Below are 18868 nucleotides of genomic sequence, written 5' to 3'. Positions count from 1 at the left end.
GCGGCTTCGCCATGGCGAACCTGCCCCACGACGAAGCGTGCTGTCAGCGCACGCGGCGGAAGAGATAGGCGAACGCCTGATTCGTATAGGCGACGCCTCGGCCGGTGCGTTCGATCAGTTCCGCGGTGATCTCAACGGGCTTCTTCGGCACGAGGTACTGCTCGAGATCGGCAGTCGTTGCCCGGTACCCACCGCCTCGAGGTGTGACGACCCCCGATAGCTCCAGGCGGGGATCGATCGACGCCAACGCCACATCACCATGGCTGGGGTTGGCCAACAGCGCTCCCCCGACACGCAGGTAGCTCGTGCAGTGGCGCGACACGGGACCCGCATACAGCGAGACGAGCAGGTCGAAGCCGTCGGCGGCGAGTGGCAGCGGCTCTGTGTAGTCGGCGCGGATGAACCCGACTTCGGGGTCGGCAGGTGCTCCGGCGACTGCGGCGATGATCTCGCGTACCCCGCCGGGGTCGTCGAAGAACCGAACGGCTCGCCGGTCTTTGTCCACGTAGGTCACCGAGGGCCACACGAACGAAGCCGCCACATCGCACCACGAGCCCGGGTACAGGACCGTCTCGGCGTCGACCGCCTCCGCCACCGCCCCGAACAGGCGATGGTGATCGCCGGGGTGTTTGTCCTGTTCCGCCCACAGCTCCGCCGTCTTCGTCCGCACAGCCTCGAGCCTACGGTCGCGGCGCTCGGCGGCCCCGGCCAGCAACGGCGCCGCTAGGAATCCGATCCCCGGCTCGACTCGGAGGTGAGGATTCCGGAGTCGTAGGCGGCCGCAACGGCCGCCGCCCGGTCGGTGACACCGAGCTTGTCGTAGATGTGAATGAGATGGGTCTTGACCGTGGCCTGACTGATGTGGAGTCGCCCCGCGATCTGCGCATTGGTATTTCCGGAGGCCACCTCGCGGAGCACCTCTATCTCCCGTACCGACAGTGCTGCGGCCATGGGGTCCCGCACCCGGTCGACCAGACGTTTCGCCACCGGCGGAGCCAGGACGGTCTCACCCGCCGCGGCTCGACGTACGGCATCGACCAGGTCCTCCGATGGTGCGTCCTTCAGGAGATACCCGGTGGCGCCGGCCTCAATCGCCCGGACGATGGCTTCATCGGTGTCGTAGGTGGTGAGCACCACGATCGCTGCGTCAGGCCATTGCGAGCGGATCTCCTCGATCGCTGCGACGCCGTCGAGCTCGGGCATGCGCAGGTCCATGAGGATCGCCGACGGGCGGTGGTGCAGGGCAGCCGCGACGGCCTCGAGTCCGTTTCCGGCCTCGGCCACGATCTCCATGTCGCTTTCCGCCGCGAGCAGCGAGACGATGCCGCCTCGCACGATCGGGTGGTCGTCGGCCACCACGAGGGTGATCGTCATCGCCTGGTCACCGGGAGCTGCACCGAGATCGTCGTACCGCCGGCCACTCCGGGTTCGATGTCGAGGTTCCCGCCGAGCGTCCGGGCTCGCTGCTCGAGTGCTTCGAGGCCCTGCCCCCCGGTCAGCGATCCGCGGTCGACGGGTGCTGCTCCGCTGAAGCCGACTCCATCGTCCTGGACGTCGAGTGCGACGGAGTCGCCGAAGTAGCTGAGGGTAATGTGCACCGCTCGGGCACGGGCGTGTTTGTGGACGTTGAGAACGGCTTCCTGTGCTGCCCGCAGAAGGGCCACTTCGACATCGCTGTCGATGGCGACCGGTGTGCCCGAAACCGTAAAGGTGGCGTCGACCTCGTCGTCCAGTGTCGCGAGCTGGCGTTGCATCGCCTCGACCAGCGAGCCGTTCTCGAGCTCGGCCGGTCCCATGGCGGCAACGAGTCGGCGGGCCGACTGGAGGTTCTCCTCCGCCGTGGACTCGATGGTCTCCAGTCCCGTCTGCCAGTCCCGGCTCCGTCGGGTGGCTCGGCTCAACAGAACGATCGAGGTGAAGCCCTGTGCCAGCGTGTCGTGGATCTCGCCGGCGAAGCGGGCCCGCTCTTCGAGCGTCCCCCGTTCCCGCTCAGATGCGGCGAGGTCCTCACGCGTCGCCTCCAACTGCGCGATCAGCGCCGCCTGGGCTGCGTTCTCGTCGCCGACCCGATGGATCGTGACCGACATGATCGCTCCGACGGCGAACGCCGCGAACGGAAACAGCAGTGTCCAACTCGGCTGATCGGCATCGATCCATGAGACCAGCCAGATCCCGCTGACGACCGCTGCAAGGACCACGCCGAGCGTCCGACCCTTCGCAAAGCACAGTGCGTACAGGGCGAACGTGAGAACCGACCAGCGGTCGTCGTGGAACATCAGTGCAGCCCATCCCCCGAGCGTCACCGCAACGGCGGCTGCAGCGCTGAGGTCCGAGAGGGTTCGGAACGGCTCGACCACTGACACCGTCATCGAGACCAGTACCACGACTGCCAGCACGGTCCACCACACCGTCGGCGCATCGGTGAGCGGTGACTCGGTGGTGAGCGCCAGCGACACGGCCCACGCCGCAACGCCGACTCCGACCCATACCGCACCAGACCGAGCGAAGGGCGATCGGGTGCTGTGGGCGCTATTCGAGGTGGCCATTTCGCTCATCTCCTTCAACGCTAGTTCCCGGCCGACTGCGGCTCAGGCCCGGACCAGGTCGGCATCGGCCGACGTGGCCGGCGCATCGTTCGTGGCTTCCGGGTTGTTGCGCGCCCGGTGTGCCCTACGTGCGGTGGCGAGCGAACCGAGTCCGGTCACGATCGCCAAGAAGAAGGAGACCGATGTCGTGCTCGTGGCGAAGTCGCTGGCATCCCAGGGCGTCGCGGCGCCATCGGCAAGCCCGGTCGGGATCGACACGCCCAGCCACGGTGAGAGGTGAAAGCCGATGGCTCCGATCATCAGCGCCGATGCAAGCAGGCTGCCAGCGAGGCGGATGGGGCGGTAAAGGATCGCCGCGCCCGCCACGATCTCGGCGATGCCGGTCAGGTTGTTGATGAACGGGTAGAAGAGGTCGATACCCGACCGGTACTCGATGTACTGGAAGACGTGGCCGGTGGCGAACTTCGCGATTCCCGAAGCGACGAGAAACAGTCCGAGGGCGACGGGCAGCAGGCGCTTGAGAGTGGTCATGGGATGCTCCAGGTGGTGACGGGTTGACGTCTCCCAGCATGAAGAACACCATCGCCGGCCACATCGACCAGGTGGTTGCTTCTCGGCTCAACCGATCGGCGCGTCGACCCTCTCGGCGACAATGGCCAGCAGCGAGCCGAGGAACGGGGTCTCGGCGAGAACCAGAGTCGCCGGCTTGCTATCGCTCGTTGGCGAGCCCTTTCGGGTCCACTCGATCAGGGCACGGTGACGTCAGTGTGCGAGAAGTCGTCACCGACGAACAGGAGCGGCTGACCCAGCCGCCTTGCAAGGGCATACGAGAACGTGTCACCGAAGTTCAGACCGGCCTGATGGCGCCCCTTCCCGAAGCGACGCCAGGCCACGATTGCTTCCTCAGCGAACTCGGCATCGACTGGCACTATTTCGATCGCTATGCGCCCGAGCAACTCCTCCAGTAGCTGCGTCCCGGCTGAACCCGTCTTGGCTTCGATCACTATTCCGAGCTCCACCCGGGCCGCGGCGGACATCACACAGTGTTCTGCGAGAAGCAGATGCTCGAACTCTCTACCGCCATCCTCGTCGAACAGCACGGCGACAATCGCCGACGTGTCGACGACGATCACACCGGCAATCCGTGCTCGTCGTAGCCGATGACGTCGTCAGGGTCTCGTCCGTCGAGCAGCGGCAACCGGCCGAAACGCTCCACGATGTCGCCAAGCCCCAGAGCCCGACGACGACGACGCTCCACCTCGAGTCGAGCTTCGAGAGACGCAACCACCGCGTCGGTGATCGACTCCCCTGTCAGCTCAGCGAGATCACGCGCCAGCCGGTCTGCTCGCTCACTCTTGATGCTCAACGCCATATCTACCAATCTATCTAGTATGGAAGATAGGTGTCAACGGAGTGGGGATGCCCGGCATCGGCATCTCAGCAGGTTCTGCAAACCTTCTCGCTGAAGGAGCCGGTGGACTCCAGGCGCGCATGAGCTCGGCGCCGTAGCGGCACACATCGCGACCGCCGGTCACCTGCGACCCCGTTCGTCGGCAACTGGGGGACGGTGGAGGGAGTGGCGGTCGCTGCAGGTCGTGGTGGGGGCTTCGATGCCGGTCACCGGAATGGCGCTCATCGGGCTATCTCACTGCGACCTCATCCTTGGTCTGGTTGCGGACCAGGACGATTCCGTGGACGGCGATTCCGAGGCCCCAGCCGGGGAGTGCCCAGGTCGACTACCAGGCCGCCCATTCACCGGCGATACCGGCGGAAGTTCAGGCCGTCAGGGCGCGGCGGGCCCAACAAGACCACGCTACTGGTCACCGTCGACCGCTGAGGCCGACACGACAGGTTCGACTACCGGCTTGACGTCCTGGCGCTTCAGCCAGCTCAGGATCGCTTCGGTTGTCTCCTCTGGCATCTCCTGCTGGATCCAGTGACCGCAGTCGAGGCCGACGATGTCGACGTTCGGTACGAAGTCCGCCAGGTTCCCCGACCTCGGAATCGAATCCTGGTCGCCGTAGATCATCAGTGCCGGCTGATGAACGACCGGATCGACGTCGGCCAGGAGATGCCAGTTCCTGTCCATGTTCCGATACCAGTTGACGCCGCCCGTGAACCCGGCGGCCTCGAAGGCGGAGACGAACACGGCCAGCTCGTCGTCGCTCATCACCGGGTCTCCCAGCGGTACTTCCGCAAGGGCGAGGTCGATCATCATCATCCCGGGCTCAGGCTCGGCGATCGGCACATTCTTGCGATAGAGGTTCCTCAGGAATCGCTCCGCGTTCTCGTCGAGCACGGCGTCGGCGACACCGGGGTGGCGATTGAAGTGAACGAAGTAGAAGTCGTCACCGAAGACGGCTTCCATGAACTCGATCCAGGGCTGGTCTCCCCGTTCCTGGTAGGGCAGGCTCAGGTTGACCACCCTGCTGACGCGGCTCGGGTGCAGCTGGGCGAGCCCCCACACGACGTTCGCACCCCAGTCATGTCCGACGAAGACTGCGTCGTCGTACCCGAAGTGATCGAGCAGGGCGACGAGATCACCCGTCAGATGTTCGAGGCCGTAGGCGGCGACGTCGGCTGGTCGTGACGAGTTGCCGTAGCCGCGCTGATTGGGCGCGATGACGTGGTGGCCAGCTGCGGCAAGGGCCGGAATCTGATGGCGCCACGAGTAGGCGAGTTCGGGCCAACCGTGACACAACACGATCGGCTTTCCGGCGTGTTCACGGCCTGCTTCGAAGACCTCGAGTTCCACCCCGTTGACCGCGATCATGGTGGGTGCGGGGAAATCGATTCGTTCTGACACGGCATTCCTCTGCATCTCTTCGGGAGTAGCTGCAGATCAACGTAGGAACCATTGCGGACAGATTCGGTCCTGAATTAATGACAGACTTGGAAGATGTCGAACGATCCCACCCGTCGGGCGCTGCAGCTGCTCTCGCTGCTGCAGACGCATCGCGTGTAGCGGGGTGCTGAGCTCGCTGAGCGTCTCGAGGTCACCGAGCGGACGATTCGCCGCGACGTCGATCGGCTGCGCGATCTCGGCTACCCGGTCGATGCCACGCCGGGGACCGACGGTGGGTATCGCCTGGCGGCAGGCGCGCACCTACCTCCGTTGTTGCTCGATGATGACGAGGCCGTCGCCGTGGCCGTCGGCCTGCGCTACGCCGCAGGAGCCGCGATCAGCGGCATGGAGGACACGTCACTGCGATCCCTGACCAAGATCGAATCGCTGCTGCCGGATCGGCTTCGCCGACGATTGTCGGCGCTGAGTTCGACCGTGACGTCGGTGCCTCGGACCACCGACGACGCCGTCATCGACCCCGAAGCGCTCAGCGTTCTCGCCGCAGCGTGTCGTGACAGCGAGGAGGTCCGCTTCGACTACCGACGAAGAGATGGCGATGACAGCCGACGACTCGTCGAGCCGCACCAACTCGTGACCGCAGGCCGGCGTTGGTACCTCGTTGCATGGGACCTCCGCCGCAACGACTGGCGAACGTTTCGACTCGACCGACTCAGCGGTCCCCGGCCGGCGGGCAAGCGATTCACCCCCCGCGTGATCCCCGGTGGCGACGCGGCGAGCTTCGTCGCCGCCTCGATCGGACCGGCGCTGCGTCTCCAAGAAGCAACGCTCGCCATCAGCGCACCGCTCGCCGAACTCCTTGACGTGCTCCGGTGGATAGACCACACACCAATCCGGTCAGAGGCAGCGTCGTGTGTGATCGGGATCCGTAGCGAGGACCTCGGCCGGCTCGCCATGACCGTCGCACGCATCGCGCTCACTGCGCCCGTCGAAGTGCTCGAACCGGTCGAACTGGCCGACACGATCAGACAGCTGGCAGACAACTGCTCGGCGAACGGCTGACGAGCCCCAGCTCCGGGGAGCCACGACCGTGCATTCTGTCCGGATTCTGGTTCGCCGTTCGTCGTGTCTGTGACAATCAGAATCGACCACCGAACCAAGGGACGTCAGACCGTGAAGTACATGCTCCTCCTTGCAAGCAACCCTGCCGATGAACCAACCCCTGACAGCGAAGCATTCGGCCCCTACATGGGCGAATGGGCCGCCTACAGCCAGGCACTCGCCGAGGCGGGGGCCCTCGTCGCCGGCGAAGCACTGCAGGATGCCGACACCGCGAGCACCGTTCAGGTACGCGATGGCAGGCGCATCGTGACCGACGGTCCGTTCATCGAGTCGAAGGAGGTCATCGGCGGCTACTACGTGATCGATGTCGCCAACCTCGACGAGGCGCTCGATTGGGCAGCCAAGATCCCGAACGCCCACTTCGGGACCGTCGAGGTCCGCCCGGTCATGGAGTTCGACGGCTGACGAGCAGAGCCGCGACAGGTTGTTGAGGAATCCGATGGGTGTCGCCGACGTCTTTCGTGCGGAGTGGCCGCTGCTGGTGGCCACCCTCATGCGAGACGTCGGCGACCTGACCATCGCCGAAGATGCGGCTCAGGACGCGTTCCTCGAGGCATCGACGAGATGGCCGACCGACGGGATCCCCGACCGGCCAGGTGCATGGTTGGTCACGACGGGCCGACGCAAGGCCATCGATCAGATCCGCAGACTGAAGCGATTCGAAGACCGTCTCCCGGTACTGGCCGGCGACCGCACGACGGTTCACTCCGACGACACCGGGTCACCCGACGTCGACGGTTCGCAGGCGCTCGATGACCAACTCGCGCTCCTGCTCGGCTGTTGCCACCCTGCCCTCGCCCCGGAGGCGCAGGTCGCGTTGACACTGCGGATCGTCGCGGGGCTCTCCACGCCACAGATCGCCCGGGCGTTTCTGGTGTCCGAGGAGACGATGACGCGCCGCATCACACGCGCCAAGTCGAAGATCCGGGCCGCACGAATTCCCTTCGAACCACCCACGCTGGACACGCTCACCGAGCGCATCGGCGCCGTCTGCGAGGTGATCTCGTCGGTCTTCACCGAGGGCCACGCCAGCGCGACCGACACGGCACTCATCCGCGGAGACCTCTGCGAAGAGGCGATCTGGCTCGCTCAGCTCCTGAGCAGGCTCGCCCCGAACGATCCCGAGGTCGCGGGACTCCACGCGCTCCTGCTGCTGACCGACGCCCGACGATCCAGCCGTCTCGATCGCCACGGCAGCCCGATCCTCCTCGCCGACCAGGATCGGTCCCTCTGGGACCAACCGATGATCGCTCGCGGTCTCGCGGAACTGGCGAGAGCGCACTCCTTCGGGCGAGGCGGAGCGTTTCAGTTCCAGGCGGCGATCGCCGCCCTGCATGCCACCGCTCCCAGCTTCGAGGCGACCGACTGGCGGGCGGTTCTGCGCCTGTACGACGTGCTCCTGCAGCGTCAGCCCAGCGCGCTGATCGCGTTGAACCGGGCCATCGCCGTCGACCACGTGCGCGGGCCAGGCGCAGCGCTCGCCGCTCTCGACGCGATTGAACAGGCCGATGACCTCACCGGTGACGTCAGCGGGTACGTGTACTTTCACACCGCCCGATCCAGCGTCCTGGCCCGTCTCGATCGCCTCGACGAGGCCGAAGAAGCACTCGACGTCGCAATCGGGTGCAGCACAAACGAATCGGAACGATCGTTCCTTCGGCGACGACGGGACGAACTGGCCGATGGAGGGATCTGAACGGGACGGTCGGTCCGTGTCGCAACCCGCTGCGACGGGCTCCTCCGCGGCTCAGCAATACCCCTGACCAGCCACGACGCGGCGCTCGGCCCTCGTGGCCCGGATGCATACCGATATGTATCCCGTTTCGGTATGCTTCTCGAATGGCTACCGCACAGATCGCCGTTCGACTCCCCGAACCGCTCCTCTCCGACCTCGATGACCTCGTCGAGAGTGGAGCCTACAAAAGCCGAGCAGCCGCGGTCCGAGCCGGCATCGAAGCGATCATGAGACTCGAACAGCAACGCAGGACGGACCGAGCCATCGTCGACGGCTACACCCGGCAACCACCGACTGAAGCCGAAGACCGCGCCGCACTTGCGTCGCTTCGTGAAGCAATCCTCGACGAGCCATGGTGACGACCCCCGACCGAGGGCAGATCTGGTGGGGCGAACTCGAAGACGCCGGTCGGCGCCCGTTCCTGATCATGACCCGCTCGGCTGCGATTCCTGTGCTCAACGCTGTTCTCGCGGCGCCTGTCACCCGCACCATCAGAGGAATTCCCACCGAGCTACGACTTGGCGTGGACGACGGCATGCCAACCGACTGCGTTGCGAGCTTCGACAATCTCCGAGTCGTACCCAAGGCCTACCTCGTCGACCAGATCTGCGCGCTACAGCCAGCCCGACTCACCGAAGCATGCGCCGCAGTCCGCGCCGCCATCGACTGCTAGCTCCGAGGCCGGGCGCTGCTCACCCACAGTGAGAACCACGTCTGGTCGAACGGCTTCCTCGGGCAACGCGTAACTACCGAGCACCTTCAAGTCGACCAACAGCACTCGACTTCGCCGGATATCGCTCGCCCGCCGGAGCGTTCCGGAGCGCGATTCCCGAGTGGGTGATCGGCTGAAACGCTACTTGCCGTTCGTTGCCGCTCCTTACCGCTGGCTGCCATTAGCGAAGCATTTGCACGTCGAGTGGCACGAACTCCGGGGCGATCTCGACACGTTCGGGGAACCGGTCGGACGCAGTCCCGAACCGCAGCGCGGCGGGGTCAGCATCGGGATTGACAGACAGAACCTCGCACTCGAGAAGGTCGGGGTCGCGGAAGAACAGGCTGATCTTCCGCCCGAACTCGGTCACCACCCCATCGGTGGCCCCCTTGGCCATCAGCCGCCTTCGGATCTCCCCGAACCGCTCGAGGTCCGCGGCGCGGAACCCGATGTGGTCGAGCCGACCACGCCCGAACATGGGGCGCTGGTGGTCGGCCTGCGAGTTCCCCTCGACCTCGAAGACGTTCAGCTCGGTGGTGGGGCCCAGCTTGAGGATGATCATCCGCGGACCGCCCGGATACTCCGGTCCGTCAGCTTCGACCACGGCGTCGAGTACCTCGGTGTAGAAGTCGATGAACCGGTCGCCGTCGTTGGTGATCGTGGCGACATGGTCGATGCCGACGGTCAGCATGGAGATCCTCCTTGTCGAGTGCTCTGATCCGAAGGGTCGCACAGGACGATGGCTCCCGGTCCCAACCCGCTCCTCCCTGGCCGTCTCGTTCAGAGGCCTCGGGCCGGTAGGGGGTTTGTCATCGGGCCACATCGACGGTGTCGGTGCGGAACAACACGATGCCGGTCCAGGCGAACCAGGCGATCGAGCCGAGCCCGAAGACCATGCCGACGTCACTGAGCCCGGGGATGAGCGTGACGAGTCCCGCAAGGGCGCTGACGATGCCGAGGACGTTGAGTCCCTTCGGCAGGCGCCCGGTGCCCCATGCGGCGAGGCTGACGAGCAGGATCCAGAGGCCGCCCACCAGTTCGTTGCCGCCGCCGAGGCCCTCGGTGACGGTGTCGATGGCCGACCAGAGGTTCTCGGCGGCTCCTGAGTCGGTTTCGTCGAGATCGGCGACGGCGGAGATGCCGATGTTGGAGATCATGCCGGTGGCGAACATGAGGCCGGCCCAGATGTAGGCGAACACGGCGCCGATGTCGGCAAGCTGGGGGCTGACGTCGCCCAATCGGCTGCGGAGCGCTCGTGCGAGCGGGATGATCGCCACACCGAAGACCACAAAGATGACGAGGTACCAGACGAACAAGACGGTCTGGTGTCCCACCAGGAAGTCGACGGACTCCGCCGGCGTCGCGTCGGAATCGGTGTAATCGCTCAGACTGCTCACGAACAGGGCGATGCCGAACACGAACGTCGCCGCGGCGACGAGGCCGCCGATCGCGCCCGCTCGAGATGTCGACCGTGAGGCCGGAACGTGGACGCTGGTCTTGGTGGTCATGGTGTCTTCCTTGCTTGGGATTGGGCGGTCATGGGGAGTCGGGGCCGGCGGGCGTGATAGTGACGATCTCGATGGCCAGCGACGTGAGCTGGTTGATCACACCGTGCAGATGGGCGGAGTCGCGGACCTCACCGACCAGTCTCAGGTCATCCGTTCGAGTGCGTCGAGGATGAGGTCGAGCCCGAACTCGAACTCGGCGCTGAAGTCGTAGCCGGGCTGGAGGACATGGCCGGTGGTGAACTCGGTGAGGTAGGGGTAGGTCTCGGCGGACAGCGGCCCGAGGATGCGGCCGGCGAGGTCGGCCATCTCCGCGCCACCGGTGGCGGGCAGGTTCGCCTCCTGGAGGGCGAACCCGTACACGTAGCTGTCGAGCAGGACGTAGGCGTGCGCGGCCATCTCCAGCGACAGTCCGCCGCGCCGCAGGCAACCGAGCACGGCGTCGTGGTGGCCGAGCGTCTCGGGGCCGGGGTTGGTGCGGGATTCCATCAGCGGCGCAGCCCACCAGTGCCGGCTCAGCACTTCCCGGGCCGACACGCAGCGTTTGCGCATCGCGTCCTTCCAACCCAGCTCGGCCGGCGGCCGCTCGATCGCGGCGAAGACCCGATCCACCATCCCATCGACGATGGCGTCCTTGCTGTCGAGGTGGTGATAGATCGTCATCGGCTTGGTGTCGAGGGCGTCGGCGAGCTTGCGGATCGTGAACGCGTCGACACCGATCTCGTCGGCGAGCGCGACCGCGCCGTCGAGCACCCGATCGACGCTCAGCCGCGGCCTCTTCGACTGGGGCTTCTCCTGGGTATCAGACGCTGTCATCGCTTCTCCTTCCGCATCTTCGGTTGCCGACAGTACTAAGTACGAGTACTGTACACAACAGCTCGGTACTAAGTACGACATTCGGAGGACGACATGCACGCCTCGACCGATCGCAGGCCAACGAGGCGAGCCACCACACCATCGCCCGCCGCCGATCCCAGAACGATGCGCGCCGTCGCCCAACGCGCCTTCGCCGGGCAGGGCGTCGCGAAGGAGGCCAAGCGGGCCCACAAGCCCGACGCGATCGACTTCGAAGAAGCCGCCGTCTCCACCATCTCAGGGATCACCGCCCTCCAGGCCCTGACGAAGGTCGGCCGGCTCGAAACGGGCCAGTACGTGCTCGTCATCGGCGCCTCCGGGGGTGTCGGGTCGTTCACGGTTCAGCTGGCCAAGGCGCTCGGCGCCACCGTCACCGGAAAGCCCGTCATCAGGGTGCGGCCTTGACCGCCGGCACGACCGGGGACACGCGACGCCGGTTCACCCGTCGCTGCCGTTGGCAGATCGGCTTCGTCGCCGCATCGATCGTCTGGGCCGCCGTGATCATCGACACCGGCGACGTCGCCTGGCCGCTCGCAATGTGGATGGCCACAGCCCTCGGCCCGCTGTCACTGCACCGGCGCAGAGCCCACGCCGACCACTGAGGCCCATCCCCTGCAACTCAGCCGGGGGAGTTCACCGCCGAGACACCACGCTCGGGTGGCCTCGACGCGGGAGCCATAGGCAACCGACGGCAGGGAGCGGAACAGAGTCTCACTCTGCGTGCGGTGTCGGAGGGGGGACTTGAACTGCTCCCGGGCCATTGGGATGCCTGTCGATAGGTAGTGTCTTCCCTGGTCAGCGTGGGTATTTGGGCGTGCCGGATTCCGATGTTTCGGGTCGATTCTGGGCCGTTCCCGAAGATTCTGATGACACGGTGATGACAAGCGACACACCCTTCGCTCCCCCTCCGACACGTGCGCGGGGTCGGCGCATCACTCGGTTGCCTTGGGGTGGCCGACGTGGGCGTCGGTGAGCCAGATCGTCTTGGCCTTGTCGTCGATGCAGTACCAGAGGCGCCCGCCGGCGGTGACCTCGTACTGCCACTGCTCCATCTCGACGCCGTTGACACTGCGCTGGCCGAGCGAGCCCTTCAGCGGGTGCTGGCGGCTGTCGCGCTGGCGAGGGTCGGTGGTGATGCGCTCCCACGCTGTTCTGGCGTTGGCGGCTGCGGTGGCGCAGATCTGTTCCCAGCCCTTCACGGCGTCGTTGTTGGCGTAGCGGAAGTCCCACCCACCGGCAGTGGGCGGCGGCGCAACGCGTTCCTTGCGCTTGGGCATCTGCTCAACCGGCGGGAACGGTGACCTGGTCCCCAGCGGCTTCGATCGGCTTGCGCAGCCTGCGGGCAAGGGCCGGGTCGGCGTGGATCTCGGCGGTGCCTTTCCACTCACGAAGCAGCTGTGCGACCGGTGCGTAGTTGTCGACGTCGGCTGCGCCGACGAGGGTGCGGGTCAGCTCCTCGACGAAGAGCTTGCGGTCGGCCTTGGGTAGGAACGTCGACCAGGCGAACGCGTCGTCGACAGCGGCATCGAATGCTGCGGGATTGCGCACGGCGAGGTTCCGCAGCAGGCGGGCCAGGGCCTCGAACGCCTCGGAGCGCTCGTCGTCTCGGTCAGCTTGGCTCAGCCGGAGGGCGGGCGCGTTCCGGCGCCGCAGCACCACGTCGTGTTCGGCCAGTTCGGCCACGACGTCGTTGGGCTGACGCAAGAACTCAGAGAAGGGACGCTCGACAACACGCATACTGCAAGATATCTGAACTACTTCAGAAGTCAACGGGAAGAGGGAACCGTCCCGGCCGACCATCCGGCGGCGCGTACGAGACCCTGCATCGGTCGCCCGTTCCGATGGTGGGTTTCATCCAAGTTTCCGCACGTCGAGGAAGCGGAGCGGCGCCAGCTCGAGGATCCCCCAGGCCGCCTGTCCGCCTGGCACATCGGCGGCGAGACCCTCGACCATCGCCGACCTCCATGCCAGGTCTTCGCCTCGGGACACCGGCCACGTCAGCTCGTGGCTGGACCGCATGTGCCAGTGGCCGTGCAGGACCAGCTTGGGTTCGGTGGCTCGCACCGCTTCGGCGACGAACTCCCTGACCTCGTTGGCACGAATCTCGTCAGCAGCCGGCAGCCGGAGGCCGAGCAGGGGAACGCCGGCTGGCGCGTCGTGGGCGACGAGCACATCGAGCCGGTCGGCCCCGAGTCGCTCCAGACCTGCACGGGTGGGGCACTCCCCTTTCCACCAACTCTCGCCCACAACCCGTTCATGCCAGTCGACGGAGAACGCGCCTCCGAGTGCGCCGAACCGAACGCCGCTCCCTGGTCCACCGCACCCCCGCGGAAGGTAGGCGCATCGTTGCGAGATCTGCACACCTCCGGGACAGCGCGGAAGGCGGCGAGGGCTTCCAGTCGGCGCGTTCCAGAGGGACCTTTCGATCGCTCTGATCTCGTGGGTCGTGGTCGAGGCCGCCAGACCATTGGAGGCGATCTTTCATCCGGCAATCGGCGACTACTGTTGGCGTCTTGTGACGAACGAACTCCCGCCGCCGCCTCCGAAGACCACGTGGACTCAACGGGGCCCCCGATACTTCCCGGGGTGGGTCATGGCGCTGATCGCCACGACCCTGTTCGGCTACCAGCTCTTCATATTCCTCTTCTTCGCGGGAGGCGGACCATGGTGGATCTGGCTCTGGTTGATCGCGGGCTGGGCAGTGGTGTCCGGCAGCCTGGCGATCGCATGGTGGAACATCAAGAGGGGGCCGCGAGCCATTTCCTCCGGCACTGGCGTCAGTGAGTTCCTCGAGGAGGCGGACCGAAACGAGTTGGATGCGGACCGAACCAAGTTCGATGCCTATGACCGGGCAGAGGATCTGACCTCGCCCGATTGAGTCGTGCAGTGACTTCGTGGGACGAGGGCCCTGCTGCCGCGCTCATTCCGCCCTACACGACCGTCGATCATGTTCCTGACCTGCGGTGTTGTGGTGTCGGAGGGGGGACTTGAACTTACCTCCCCGAACTGGCAGCGAACGGCAATAGGTGGCCAGTAGCAGACCATTGCAGAGCGACACCCCCGACGTAGCCGGTCAGGCGACCTCGAGGAACTTACGGAGGGCTTCGCGGATGACCTCGCTGGTGGTGGTGTGGTCGGCCTCGGCGCGGGCTTCGATGGCAGCCTTGAGCTCGGGATCGATCCGCACCGGCACGACATCCGCCGGGCCCGAGCCCATGGTCGGGCGGCCGCGGCGGCGGGTCTTGAGCTCTTCGACGTCGTAGTCGGTTGTCTCGACTTCCTGGGCCAGCGCGTCGATGTCGGCGTCGGTGAGGGTCCGTCCGGTCTTGGTCTTGTGCGTGGTCATCGTGTCGGGTCTCCTCCGGTGGGGAGCAGGTCGTAGAACTTCGGGCGCAGTTCCATGGCGTGGATCACCAACTCGGCATCCACGAGATCGAGCCAGATGACCTCGAGTAGGTTGCCGGCCGGGTCCGGGCCGACGGCGAGGACCTTCGGCGGGTCGGCGTCGGGCTCCAGATCGACGACGACGACCGCGTGCTCGACCGCGTGAAGGATGGTCTCCTCCTCGTAGCCGTGCTTGAACGCTGATCGGTGGAACCGCACACCCGGTTATCGTAATACGAATTGATGGGCGTGGGAAGTGTCGGAGGGGGGACTTGAACCCCTCATCTGGGATTCCGACTCTTGCTGGCGATTCTCTGTCTTCCCAGCTCAGACAGGGTGTCGGGTTGTAGGTCGTTCCGGCCGATCCCGTCGATTCGGGGCCGTTTCCGGGGATTCTGATGACACGGTGATGACAAACGACACAGGTCGCGCCGTTCGGGATCAGGAGTCCATCGTCGCGGCGACGAGTGCCTTGACCTCCAGGTCGGGGAAGCCATGCCCCTTGCGAAGTGGCCCGCACGGTGTACCCGCCATCCGCAGCGACAGAGCCATCAGGTCGAGGGGGAATCCGCCTGCGAGGTAGTGCTCGGCGAGGAACACGAAGTCGTTCATCGAACCAACGACGCTGCGGTTCGCCGTCTTTGCGTAGCTTGCTGACTCCATGGCTGCGGTCTCCCGCAGGATGAACTCGAGCGGCACCTCCATCGCATCGAGCAACCGCCCCAGCTGATCGGGCAAGCGACCGGCGACCTTCGTCGCCGGCGCAAGTGGAACGAACACTGGCAACAACGTCCGCTCGTTCACGAACAGCGCAACCTGCGGCTTCCAGAACAGCGCGGTCGCATACCAGTTGCCGAGCGCCGTGCCCGGCTCCTCGACCGGCTCCCCCACGGGCTGCTTCACCCGATCGAGCAGCTTCTTCGTCGCATGAATCGTGAACACGAGCGCAAGCCTGCCGGGCGGGGGGTCGTCAGCCGGCGCGGCGGACCACGGCGTGGCCCTCGCGCACCAACTTGGCGATCGACCGGTTCTCGCTGAGGTGCTCCCCCACTCCGACCACCAACTCCTGACCGACAGCCACCGCCAGCTTCTCCAACGTCTCAAGGCTCGGCCGTGTGCCGCCGCCCTCCATCCGAGCGATCGCGGACTGGGTCGTCCCCATCCGCCCGGCCAGTTCCGCCTGAGTCAGCCCGGCCTCGGTCCTCAGCCGATACACCAACTCCCGGAACTCGCTGATCCGCGCCTCGTCCTCATGGGCAGCCTGGCCCGCCGGAGAACGCTTCTTCTTGATGTCGTTCCAGCTCGTCAGCTCACTCATCACTCGTCCTCCGCGGTGTGTCGCTCCGCGATGCATCGCTCCATCGCTCGGCGGGCTCGATCGACCTCTCGTCGTTCCTGCCGCCGGGTCTTGTCCCTCGTTTGCCAGCCGATCGGCGTGGAAGTCGACGCGACCTTGATCGTCATCATCAAGGGCGAGGTACCAGTCACGGACCTCGGGCTCGAGTTCGACCTCACCCCAAGACATAGCGTTCATGCTATACTACCCGTCGGCGAGTCGGCCGGCACATCAAGCTCAGCCGTGTGATCTCCCCAGTCGTTCGCATCGGAGGCGCTCTGGGCCCTGCACAACGTGTCGGAGGGGGACTTGAACTCACCTCCCCAAGGCGGCATCTGGCGTCGTCCCGCGGTAACCAGCGTCCCTGCGGCATCTGGCAACCCCCGAATCCGCTCCCTACCGCTCCAGGACGCTGGATGCCATTAGCAAACCATTAGCACGCGACACCCCTCCCCTGCTCCGGTTCCAATCCGCGGTGCACTCGTCACCACCGAGGAGAATATGCGCCATCAAGGACATCGGCGGCAGAGGTGACGCAGAAGTGCCGATCGGGAGTGGCTGACTTCTTGCATTCGCTTGAGCGATATCGGACATGTTGTGGCTCGCAGCTGCGGTTGTTGTGAGCGTCAACCTGGGTCAGGCTTTGTCAAGGGTGCGGCTGCCAGCGCTGCACCCCACCGGCGCCGTAGGCGAGCGCGTGGATGGCCCTATTTGGTTCGATTCCGAGGAAGATCGCGTCGGGGTTGTTGACGCCATCGGGGGCGAACTGATCGAGGTCGTAGTCGAAGACGCCTGTCCAGAGTCGTTGCTTCGTCGATGAGTCGCCGTGAATGACGGCCTCGCCCCACACGAGGAGCCCATCGCCGGCTTCGTTGGTTTCCCAGTGCATCGCAACGGTCGGATTCTGTTCGACGTTGCGGGCCTTGACCGAGGAGCGCGAGGTCATGATCCAAACGGTTGATCCTTCCCATGCTGGGTGGACCGGCACAACGTGCGGCTCCATCTCCGCGTTCGTAGTTGCCAGGTAGGTACGAACCGAGAGATCTCGGGCGATGCGTTCAATGTCTTCGACCTTCATGGTGATCCTTCCGGGTCTTGTCAGAGTTGGGCGAGTTCGTTCAGCATCGTCCGGAACTCGTCCTTGCCACCGGCGACTGATGGGGCTCGTTCGAGAATCGATGGCAGGACGTCCTCGAGAACGCCGATTGCGTCGGATAGAAGCTCTTCGCCTTGGGGCGTCAGTGTTGCGAGCGCGAGCCGGGCGTCACGTTCGTTCTTCACGGTCTTGGTAATACCTAGGCGCTCCAGCGGTCGCAGAGCCCGAGTGACCGCCGATGGAGAGAGCCCAACGGCTCGAGCAATGTCCGCGCGGCTTGCCCGCTTGGCCGGGGCTTCGGCGATAGCTGACAGGAGCCGGAACTCAGCCAGGGTGATCCCCTTGATCGCGGAGAGGTTCCCGTCAACGATGCGCTCAAGGCCTTTGGCCGCACCAACTACTGCCAAGACCAGCTCGGGCCCGCTCCACTCACTAGAGTTCATCGCACCAGCATAAGCGTGTGTACTCACGAATACAACACGATTATGGTCGCCACCTGCAGGTCCAAGCAATCCGCGTAAGAAGTTGTCTCATCCCCCTTGACACGTTCCGAAGCGCTACTTGCCGCTCGCTGCCGCTCCTTGCCGCTGCCGCTCCTTGCCGCTGGCTGCCATTGGGAAACCACTTGCAGAGCGACACCCCTCACTCCTCCACCAGCTCGGCGAACGCAGCCGGCGAAAGCACCGGCGGGCGCTGGTCGGGCCACTCGAGCAGATCCTTGTCGCCGGTCACGATGTAGTCGGCGCCGTGCTCGCGAGCGAGGGCGACGAGGTAGTCGTCGTCGACGTCACGAGTGGTCGCCTCGACCTCGGCCGGGTCCGGCACAACGTCGGCCAGAACCCGGAGCGTCTCGACGAAGTGTTCGGCGACGTCGAGGGCGATCCACTTGCGCATCCTCGACCGCTGGGTGAGGACCTCTTCGACCTCGGCGATCAGGGCCGGGCAGAGACGACCTCGAAGCTTGCGGATCCCGAGAGCCAGGACTGCACGATCCGATACGCCAGGCCCGTTCGGATCGCAGCCGACACCCAGATGTTGGCATCCAGAACAACCCGCATGCGAGGCCGGTTCAGCCGGCGCGTCGGCGACGCCGCACGGCGCGAACCTCTTCGACTGCGAGGTCCATGGCGTCGTCTTCGGACAACTCGGTGTTGGCGGCAGCGTTCGCTGCGAGTTCAGCTCTGGTGCGGGCTGCGTAGTACTCCCACGCCGACTGGCGACTCATCCCGAGCGCCTCACCGACCTGCTCCCAGGTCGCCCCCGCAGCCCGCGCCGCCGCGACCTGCTTGCGGCGCAGCTCGTCGAGCTCGGCTTCGGTGCGCGCCAGCGCCCGCAGCGCGTCCAGCGGGTCAGCTGGCAGCTCATCGGTGACGATCACACCCATGCTGTCAGGATAGCCTGACAACAAGGTCCTCCGCAATCAGCCGAGATCGACTGCACATTCTCGCGTTGGAGCACCGATCCGATGTGCCATTCCCGAGCGGTCGGACCCTAGCGACACGTCACTGATATGGGTGTGTACCGTGCTCACTGTGAGCGCCCCACTGGTCCACATTCGAGGCGAACTTCCATGGCTGACCTCCGGGCCCGTGTATCGAGTAACGCCCGAGGCGCTCACAACCGTGCGGTCGATGCTCAGCCGCAACGACTTTCAGGGCGCTTCGGATTCTCGCGGGGGTGAGCGCTTGAGGGGGTGAGGGTCCCTGTGCGCGGGACAGGGGCTCAACAGAATCGGTGGTTCCTACGCCGTCGATCCTGGAGAGCCCCTGTGGAG

29 protein-coding genes and 1 pseudogene are annotated in these 18868 nt (G+C 65.7%); 9 read left to right on the top strand and 21 right to left on the bottom strand.

The genetic code is table 11. The annotated features are described in order from the left end of the window. Positions 1-43 precede the first annotated feature (43 nt). The 7 genes from RIE08_10910 to RIE08_10880 all read right to left on the bottom strand — a co-directional run bounded on the left by RIE08_10910 (position 44) and on the right by RIE08_10880 (position 5352). Positions 44-670: a hypothetical protein gene (locus RIE08_10910; GenBank protein ID MEQ8718104.1), complete on the bottom strand. Its 627-nt coding sequence runs from the start codon at positions 668-670 to the stop codon at positions 44-46. Between the two features lie 53 nt (positions 671-723). Next, on the bottom strand, positions 724-1374 hold the full coding sequence (locus RIE08_10905; GenBank protein MEQ8718103.1) for a response regulator transcription factor: 651 nt from the start codon (positions 1372-1374) through the stop codon (positions 724-726). Next, entirely contained in the window at positions 1371-2546 is a 1176-nt protein-coding gene (locus RIE08_10900; GenBank protein MEQ8718102.1) for a sensor histidine kinase, read from the bottom strand. Before RIE08_10900 ends, RIE08_10905 begins: the two co-directional genes overlap by 4 nt. Positions 2547-2588: 42 nt before the next feature. Continuing rightward, positions 2589-3077, bottom strand: a complete 489-nt coding sequence (locus RIE08_10895) for a hypothetical protein (GenBank protein ID MEQ8718101.1) — start codon at positions 3075-3077, stop codon at positions 2589-2591. Between the two features lie 215 nt (positions 3078-3292). After that, positions 3293-3679 (bottom strand): type II toxin-antitoxin system VapC family toxin, encoded by a 387-nt coding sequence (locus RIE08_10890; GenBank protein MEQ8718100.1) that lies wholly within the window; start codon positions 3677-3679, stop codon positions 3293-3295. Next, on the bottom strand, positions 3676-3918 hold the full coding sequence (locus RIE08_10885; protein MEQ8718099.1) for a type II toxin-antitoxin system VapB family antitoxin: 243 nt from the start codon (positions 3916-3918) through the stop codon (positions 3676-3678). Before RIE08_10885 ends, RIE08_10890 begins: the two co-directional genes overlap by 4 nt. 441 nt (positions 3919-4359) lie before the next feature. Continuing rightward, positions 4360-5352, bottom strand: coding sequence for an alpha/beta hydrolase (locus RIE08_10880; GenBank protein MEQ8718098.1), 993 nt, complete (start codon positions 5350-5352; stop codon positions 4360-4362). 174 nt (positions 5353-5526) lie between these two features. On the opposite strand from RIE08_10880, the pseudogene RIE08_10875 reads away from it, so the two are divergent. From RIE08_10875 to RIE08_10850, 6 genes and pseudogenes are all read left to right on the top strand, one after another. Further along, positions 5527-5622, top strand: a pseudogene (locus RIE08_10875) (helix-turn-helix domain-containing protein). A 39-nt stretch (positions 5623-5661) separates the two neighbouring features. Continuing rightward, positions 5662-6411: a WYL domain-containing protein gene (locus tag RIE08_10870; GenBank protein MEQ8718097.1), complete on the top strand. Its 750-nt coding sequence runs from the start codon at positions 5662-5664 to the stop codon at positions 6409-6411. Positions 6412-6531: 120 nt separating this feature from the next. Beyond that, positions 6532-6876: a YciI family protein gene (locus tag RIE08_10865; GenBank protein ID MEQ8718096.1), complete on the top strand. Its 345-nt coding sequence runs from the start codon at positions 6532-6534 to the stop codon at positions 6874-6876. Between the two features lie 34 nt (positions 6877-6910). Then, positions 6911-8167: a sigma-70 family RNA polymerase sigma factor gene (locus RIE08_10860; GenBank protein ID MEQ8718095.1), complete on the top strand. Its 1257-nt coding sequence runs from the start codon at positions 6911-6913 to the stop codon at positions 8165-8167. Positions 8168-8310: 143 nt separating this feature from the next. Further along, on the top strand, positions 8311-8565 hold the full coding sequence (locus RIE08_10855) for a hypothetical protein (protein MEQ8718094.1): 255 nt from the start codon (positions 8311-8313) through the stop codon (positions 8563-8565). Beyond that, positions 8559-8879, top strand: coding sequence for a type II toxin-antitoxin system PemK/MazF family toxin (locus tag RIE08_10850; protein ID MEQ8718093.1), 321 nt, complete (start codon positions 8559-8561; stop codon positions 8877-8879). The genes RIE08_10855 and RIE08_10850 overlap by 7 nt, the downstream gene beginning before the upstream one ends. 220 nt (positions 8880-9099) lie before the next feature. Here RIE08_10850 and RIE08_10845 read toward each other — a convergent pair whose 3' ends face one another. The 3 genes from RIE08_10845 to RIE08_10835 all read right to left on the bottom strand — a co-directional run bounded on the left by RIE08_10845 (position 9100) and on the right by RIE08_10835 (position 11239). Further along, positions 9100-9609, bottom strand: coding sequence for a VOC family protein (locus tag RIE08_10845; protein MEQ8718092.1), 510 nt, complete (start codon positions 9607-9609; stop codon positions 9100-9102). 118 nt (positions 9610-9727) lie between these two features. Then, positions 9728-10426, bottom strand: a complete 699-nt coding sequence (locus RIE08_10840; protein MEQ8718091.1) for a DUF4386 family protein — start codon at positions 10424-10426, stop codon at positions 9728-9730. Between the two features lie 141 nt (positions 10427-10567). Beyond that, positions 10568-11239: a TetR/AcrR family transcriptional regulator gene (locus tag RIE08_10835; protein MEQ8718090.1), complete on the bottom strand. Its 672-nt coding sequence runs from the start codon at positions 11237-11239 to the stop codon at positions 10568-10570. A gap of 165 nt (positions 11240-11404) precedes the next feature. Between RIE08_10835 and RIE08_10830 the strand changes: the two genes are divergently transcribed. Next, entirely contained in the window at positions 11405-11683 is a 279-nt protein-coding gene (locus RIE08_10830) for a hypothetical protein (GenBank protein MEQ8718089.1), read from the top strand. Next, positions 11680-11880 carry a hypothetical protein gene (locus tag RIE08_10825; GenBank protein ID MEQ8718088.1) on the top strand — a complete coding sequence of 67 codons (201 nt, stop codon included), beginning with the start codon at positions 11680-11682 and terminating at the stop codon, positions 11878-11880. The genes RIE08_10830 and RIE08_10825 overlap by 4 nt, the downstream gene beginning before the upstream one ends. Before the next feature lie 330 nt (positions 11881-12210). Here the strand turns inward: RIE08_10825 and RIE08_10820 are convergent, their stop codons facing one another. The 3 genes from RIE08_10820 to RIE08_10810 all read right to left on the bottom strand — a co-directional run bounded on the left by RIE08_10820 (position 12211) and on the right by RIE08_10810 (position 13525). Further along, positions 12211-12555 carry a hypothetical protein gene (locus RIE08_10820; protein ID MEQ8718087.1) on the bottom strand — a complete coding sequence of 115 codons (345 nt, stop codon included), beginning with the start codon at positions 12553-12555 and terminating at the stop codon, positions 12211-12213. Positions 12556-12559: 4 nt separating this feature from the next. After that, on the bottom strand, positions 12560-12982 hold the full coding sequence (locus RIE08_10815) for a hypothetical protein (GenBank protein MEQ8718086.1): 423 nt from the start codon (positions 12980-12982) through the stop codon (positions 12560-12562). A gap of 147 nt (positions 12983-13129) precedes the next feature. Then, complete coding sequence (locus tag RIE08_10810; GenBank protein ID MEQ8718085.1) at positions 13130-13525, bottom strand: hypothetical protein; 396 nt, start codon at positions 13523-13525, stop codon at positions 13130-13132. A gap of 346 nt (positions 13526-13871) precedes the next feature. On the opposite strand from RIE08_10810, the gene RIE08_10805 reads away from it, so the two are divergent. Next, positions 13872-14156 (top strand): hypothetical protein, encoded by a 285-nt coding sequence (locus RIE08_10805; GenBank protein MEQ8718084.1) that lies wholly within the window; start codon positions 13872-13874, stop codon positions 14154-14156. A 195-nt stretch (positions 14157-14351) separates the two neighbouring features. Here RIE08_10805 and RIE08_10800 read toward each other — a convergent pair whose 3' ends face one another. From RIE08_10800 to RIE08_10765, 8 genes are all read right to left on the bottom strand, one after another. Beyond that, positions 14352-14624, bottom strand: coding sequence for a ribbon-helix-helix domain-containing protein (locus RIE08_10800; protein MEQ8718083.1), 273 nt, complete (start codon positions 14622-14624; stop codon positions 14352-14354). Further along, positions 14621-14881, bottom strand: a complete 261-nt coding sequence (locus RIE08_10795; protein ID MEQ8718082.1) for a hypothetical protein — start codon at positions 14879-14881, stop codon at positions 14621-14623. The genes RIE08_10800 and RIE08_10795 overlap by 4 nt, the downstream gene beginning before the upstream one ends. Positions 14882-15103: 222 nt before the next feature. Further along, complete coding sequence (locus RIE08_10790; GenBank protein ID MEQ8718081.1) at positions 15104-15604, bottom strand: hypothetical protein; 501 nt, start codon at positions 15602-15604, stop codon at positions 15104-15106. A gap of 28 nt (positions 15605-15632) precedes the next feature. Then, complete coding sequence (locus RIE08_10785) at positions 15633-15980, bottom strand: helix-turn-helix transcriptional regulator (GenBank protein ID MEQ8718080.1); 348 nt, start codon at positions 15978-15980, stop codon at positions 15633-15635. 664 nt (positions 15981-16644) lie between these two features. Then, positions 16645-17076, bottom strand: coding sequence for a pyridoxamine 5'-phosphate oxidase family protein (locus RIE08_10780; GenBank protein MEQ8718079.1), 432 nt, complete (start codon positions 17074-17076; stop codon positions 16645-16647). 20 nt (positions 17077-17096) lie between these two features. Beyond that, the gene (locus tag RIE08_10775) at positions 17097-17537 is read right to left on the bottom strand and encodes a MarR family transcriptional regulator (protein ID MEQ8718078.1); all 441 of its coding nucleotides are present in this window, start codon (positions 17535-17537) and stop codon (positions 17097-17099) included. 199 nt (positions 17538-17736) lie between these two features. Then, positions 17737-18126, bottom strand: a complete 390-nt coding sequence (locus RIE08_10770; protein MEQ8718077.1) for a putative toxin-antitoxin system toxin component, PIN family — start codon at positions 18124-18126, stop codon at positions 17737-17739. Between the two features lie 37 nt (positions 18127-18163). Next, the gene (locus RIE08_10765; protein ID MEQ8718076.1) at positions 18164-18478 is read right to left on the bottom strand and encodes a hypothetical protein; all 315 of its coding nucleotides are present in this window, start codon (positions 18476-18478) and stop codon (positions 18164-18166) included. Positions 18479-18868: the final 390 nt, after the last annotated feature.

The sequence above is a fragment of the Acidimicrobiales bacterium genome (genome assembly GCA_040219085.1).
Taxonomy (GTDB): domain Bacteria; phylum Actinomycetota; class Acidimicrobiia; order Acidimicrobiales; family JAVJTC01; genus JAVJTC01.
This window is presented reverse-complemented; position numbering and strand designations above follow the sequence as displayed.

Bases quoted from the DNA above. Each gene is read 5' to 3' on its own strand.
- RIE08_10835 (MEQ8718090.1), bottom strand. From the start codon at position 11,239: ATGACAGCGTCTGATACCCAGGAGAAGCCCCAGTCGAAGAGGCCGCGG.
- RIE08_10850 (MEQ8718093.1), top strand. From the start codon at position 8,559: ATGGTGACGACCCCCGACCGAGGGCAGATCTGGTGGGGCGAACTCGAA.
- RIE08_10780 (MEQ8718079.1), bottom strand. From the start codon at position 17,076: ATGAAGGTCGAAGACATTGAACGCATCGCCCGAGATCTCTCGGTTCGT.
- RIE08_10865 (MEQ8718096.1), top strand. From the start codon at position 6,532: ATGCTCCTCCTTGCAAGCAACCCTGCCGATGAACCAACCCCTGACAGC.
- RIE08_10845 (MEQ8718092.1), bottom strand. From the start codon at position 9,609: ATGCTGACCGTCGGCATCGACCATGTCGCCACGATCACCAACGACGGC.
- RIE08_10800 (MEQ8718083.1), bottom strand. From the start codon at position 14,624: ATGACCACGCACAAGACCAAGACCGGACGGACCCTCACCGACGCCGAC.
- RIE08_10830 (MEQ8718089.1), top strand. From the start codon at position 11,405: ATGCGCGCCGTCGCCCAACGCGCCTTCGCCGGGCAGGGCGTCGCGAAG.
- RIE08_10765 (MEQ8718076.1), bottom strand. From the start codon at position 18,478: ATGGGTGTGATCGTCACCGATGAGCTGCCAGCTGACCCGCTGGACGCG.
- RIE08_10820 (MEQ8718087.1), bottom strand. From the start codon at position 12,555: ATGCCCAAGCGCAAGGAACGCGTTGCGCCGCCGCCCACTGCCGGTGGG.
- RIE08_10895 (MEQ8718101.1), bottom strand. From the start codon at position 3,077: ATGACCACTCTCAAGCGCCTGCTGCCCGTCGCCCTCGGACTGTTTCTC.
- RIE08_10775 (MEQ8718078.1), bottom strand. From the start codon at position 17,537: ATGAACTCTAGTGAGTGGAGCGGGCCCGAGCTGGTCTTGGCAGTAGTT.
- RIE08_10855 (MEQ8718094.1), top strand. From the start codon at position 8,311: ATGGCTACCGCACAGATCGCCGTTCGACTCCCCGAACCGCTCCTCTCC.
- RIE08_10805 (MEQ8718084.1), top strand. From the start codon at position 13,872: ATGGCGCTGATCGCCACGACCCTGTTCGGCTACCAGCTCTTCATATTC.
- RIE08_10840 (MEQ8718091.1), bottom strand. From the start codon at position 10,426: ATGACCACCAAGACCAGCGTCCACGTTCCGGCCTCACGGTCGACATCT.
- RIE08_10885 (MEQ8718099.1), bottom strand. From the start codon at position 3,918: ATGGCGTTGAGCATCAAGAGTGAGCGAGCAGACCGGCTGGCGCGTGAT.
- RIE08_10785 (MEQ8718080.1), bottom strand. From the start codon at position 15,980: ATGAGTGAGCTGACGAGCTGGAACGACATCAAGAAGAAGCGTTCTCCG.
- RIE08_10860 (MEQ8718095.1), top strand. From the start codon at position 6,911: ATGGGTGTCGCCGACGTCTTTCGTGCGGAGTGGCCGCTGCTGGTGGCC.
- RIE08_10900 (MEQ8718102.1), bottom strand. From the start codon at position 2,546: ATGGCCACCTCGAATAGCGCCCACAGCACCCGATCGCCCTTCGCTCGG.
- RIE08_10905 (MEQ8718103.1), bottom strand. From the start codon at position 1,374: ATGACGATCACCCTCGTGGTGGCCGACGACCACCCGATCGTGCGAGGC.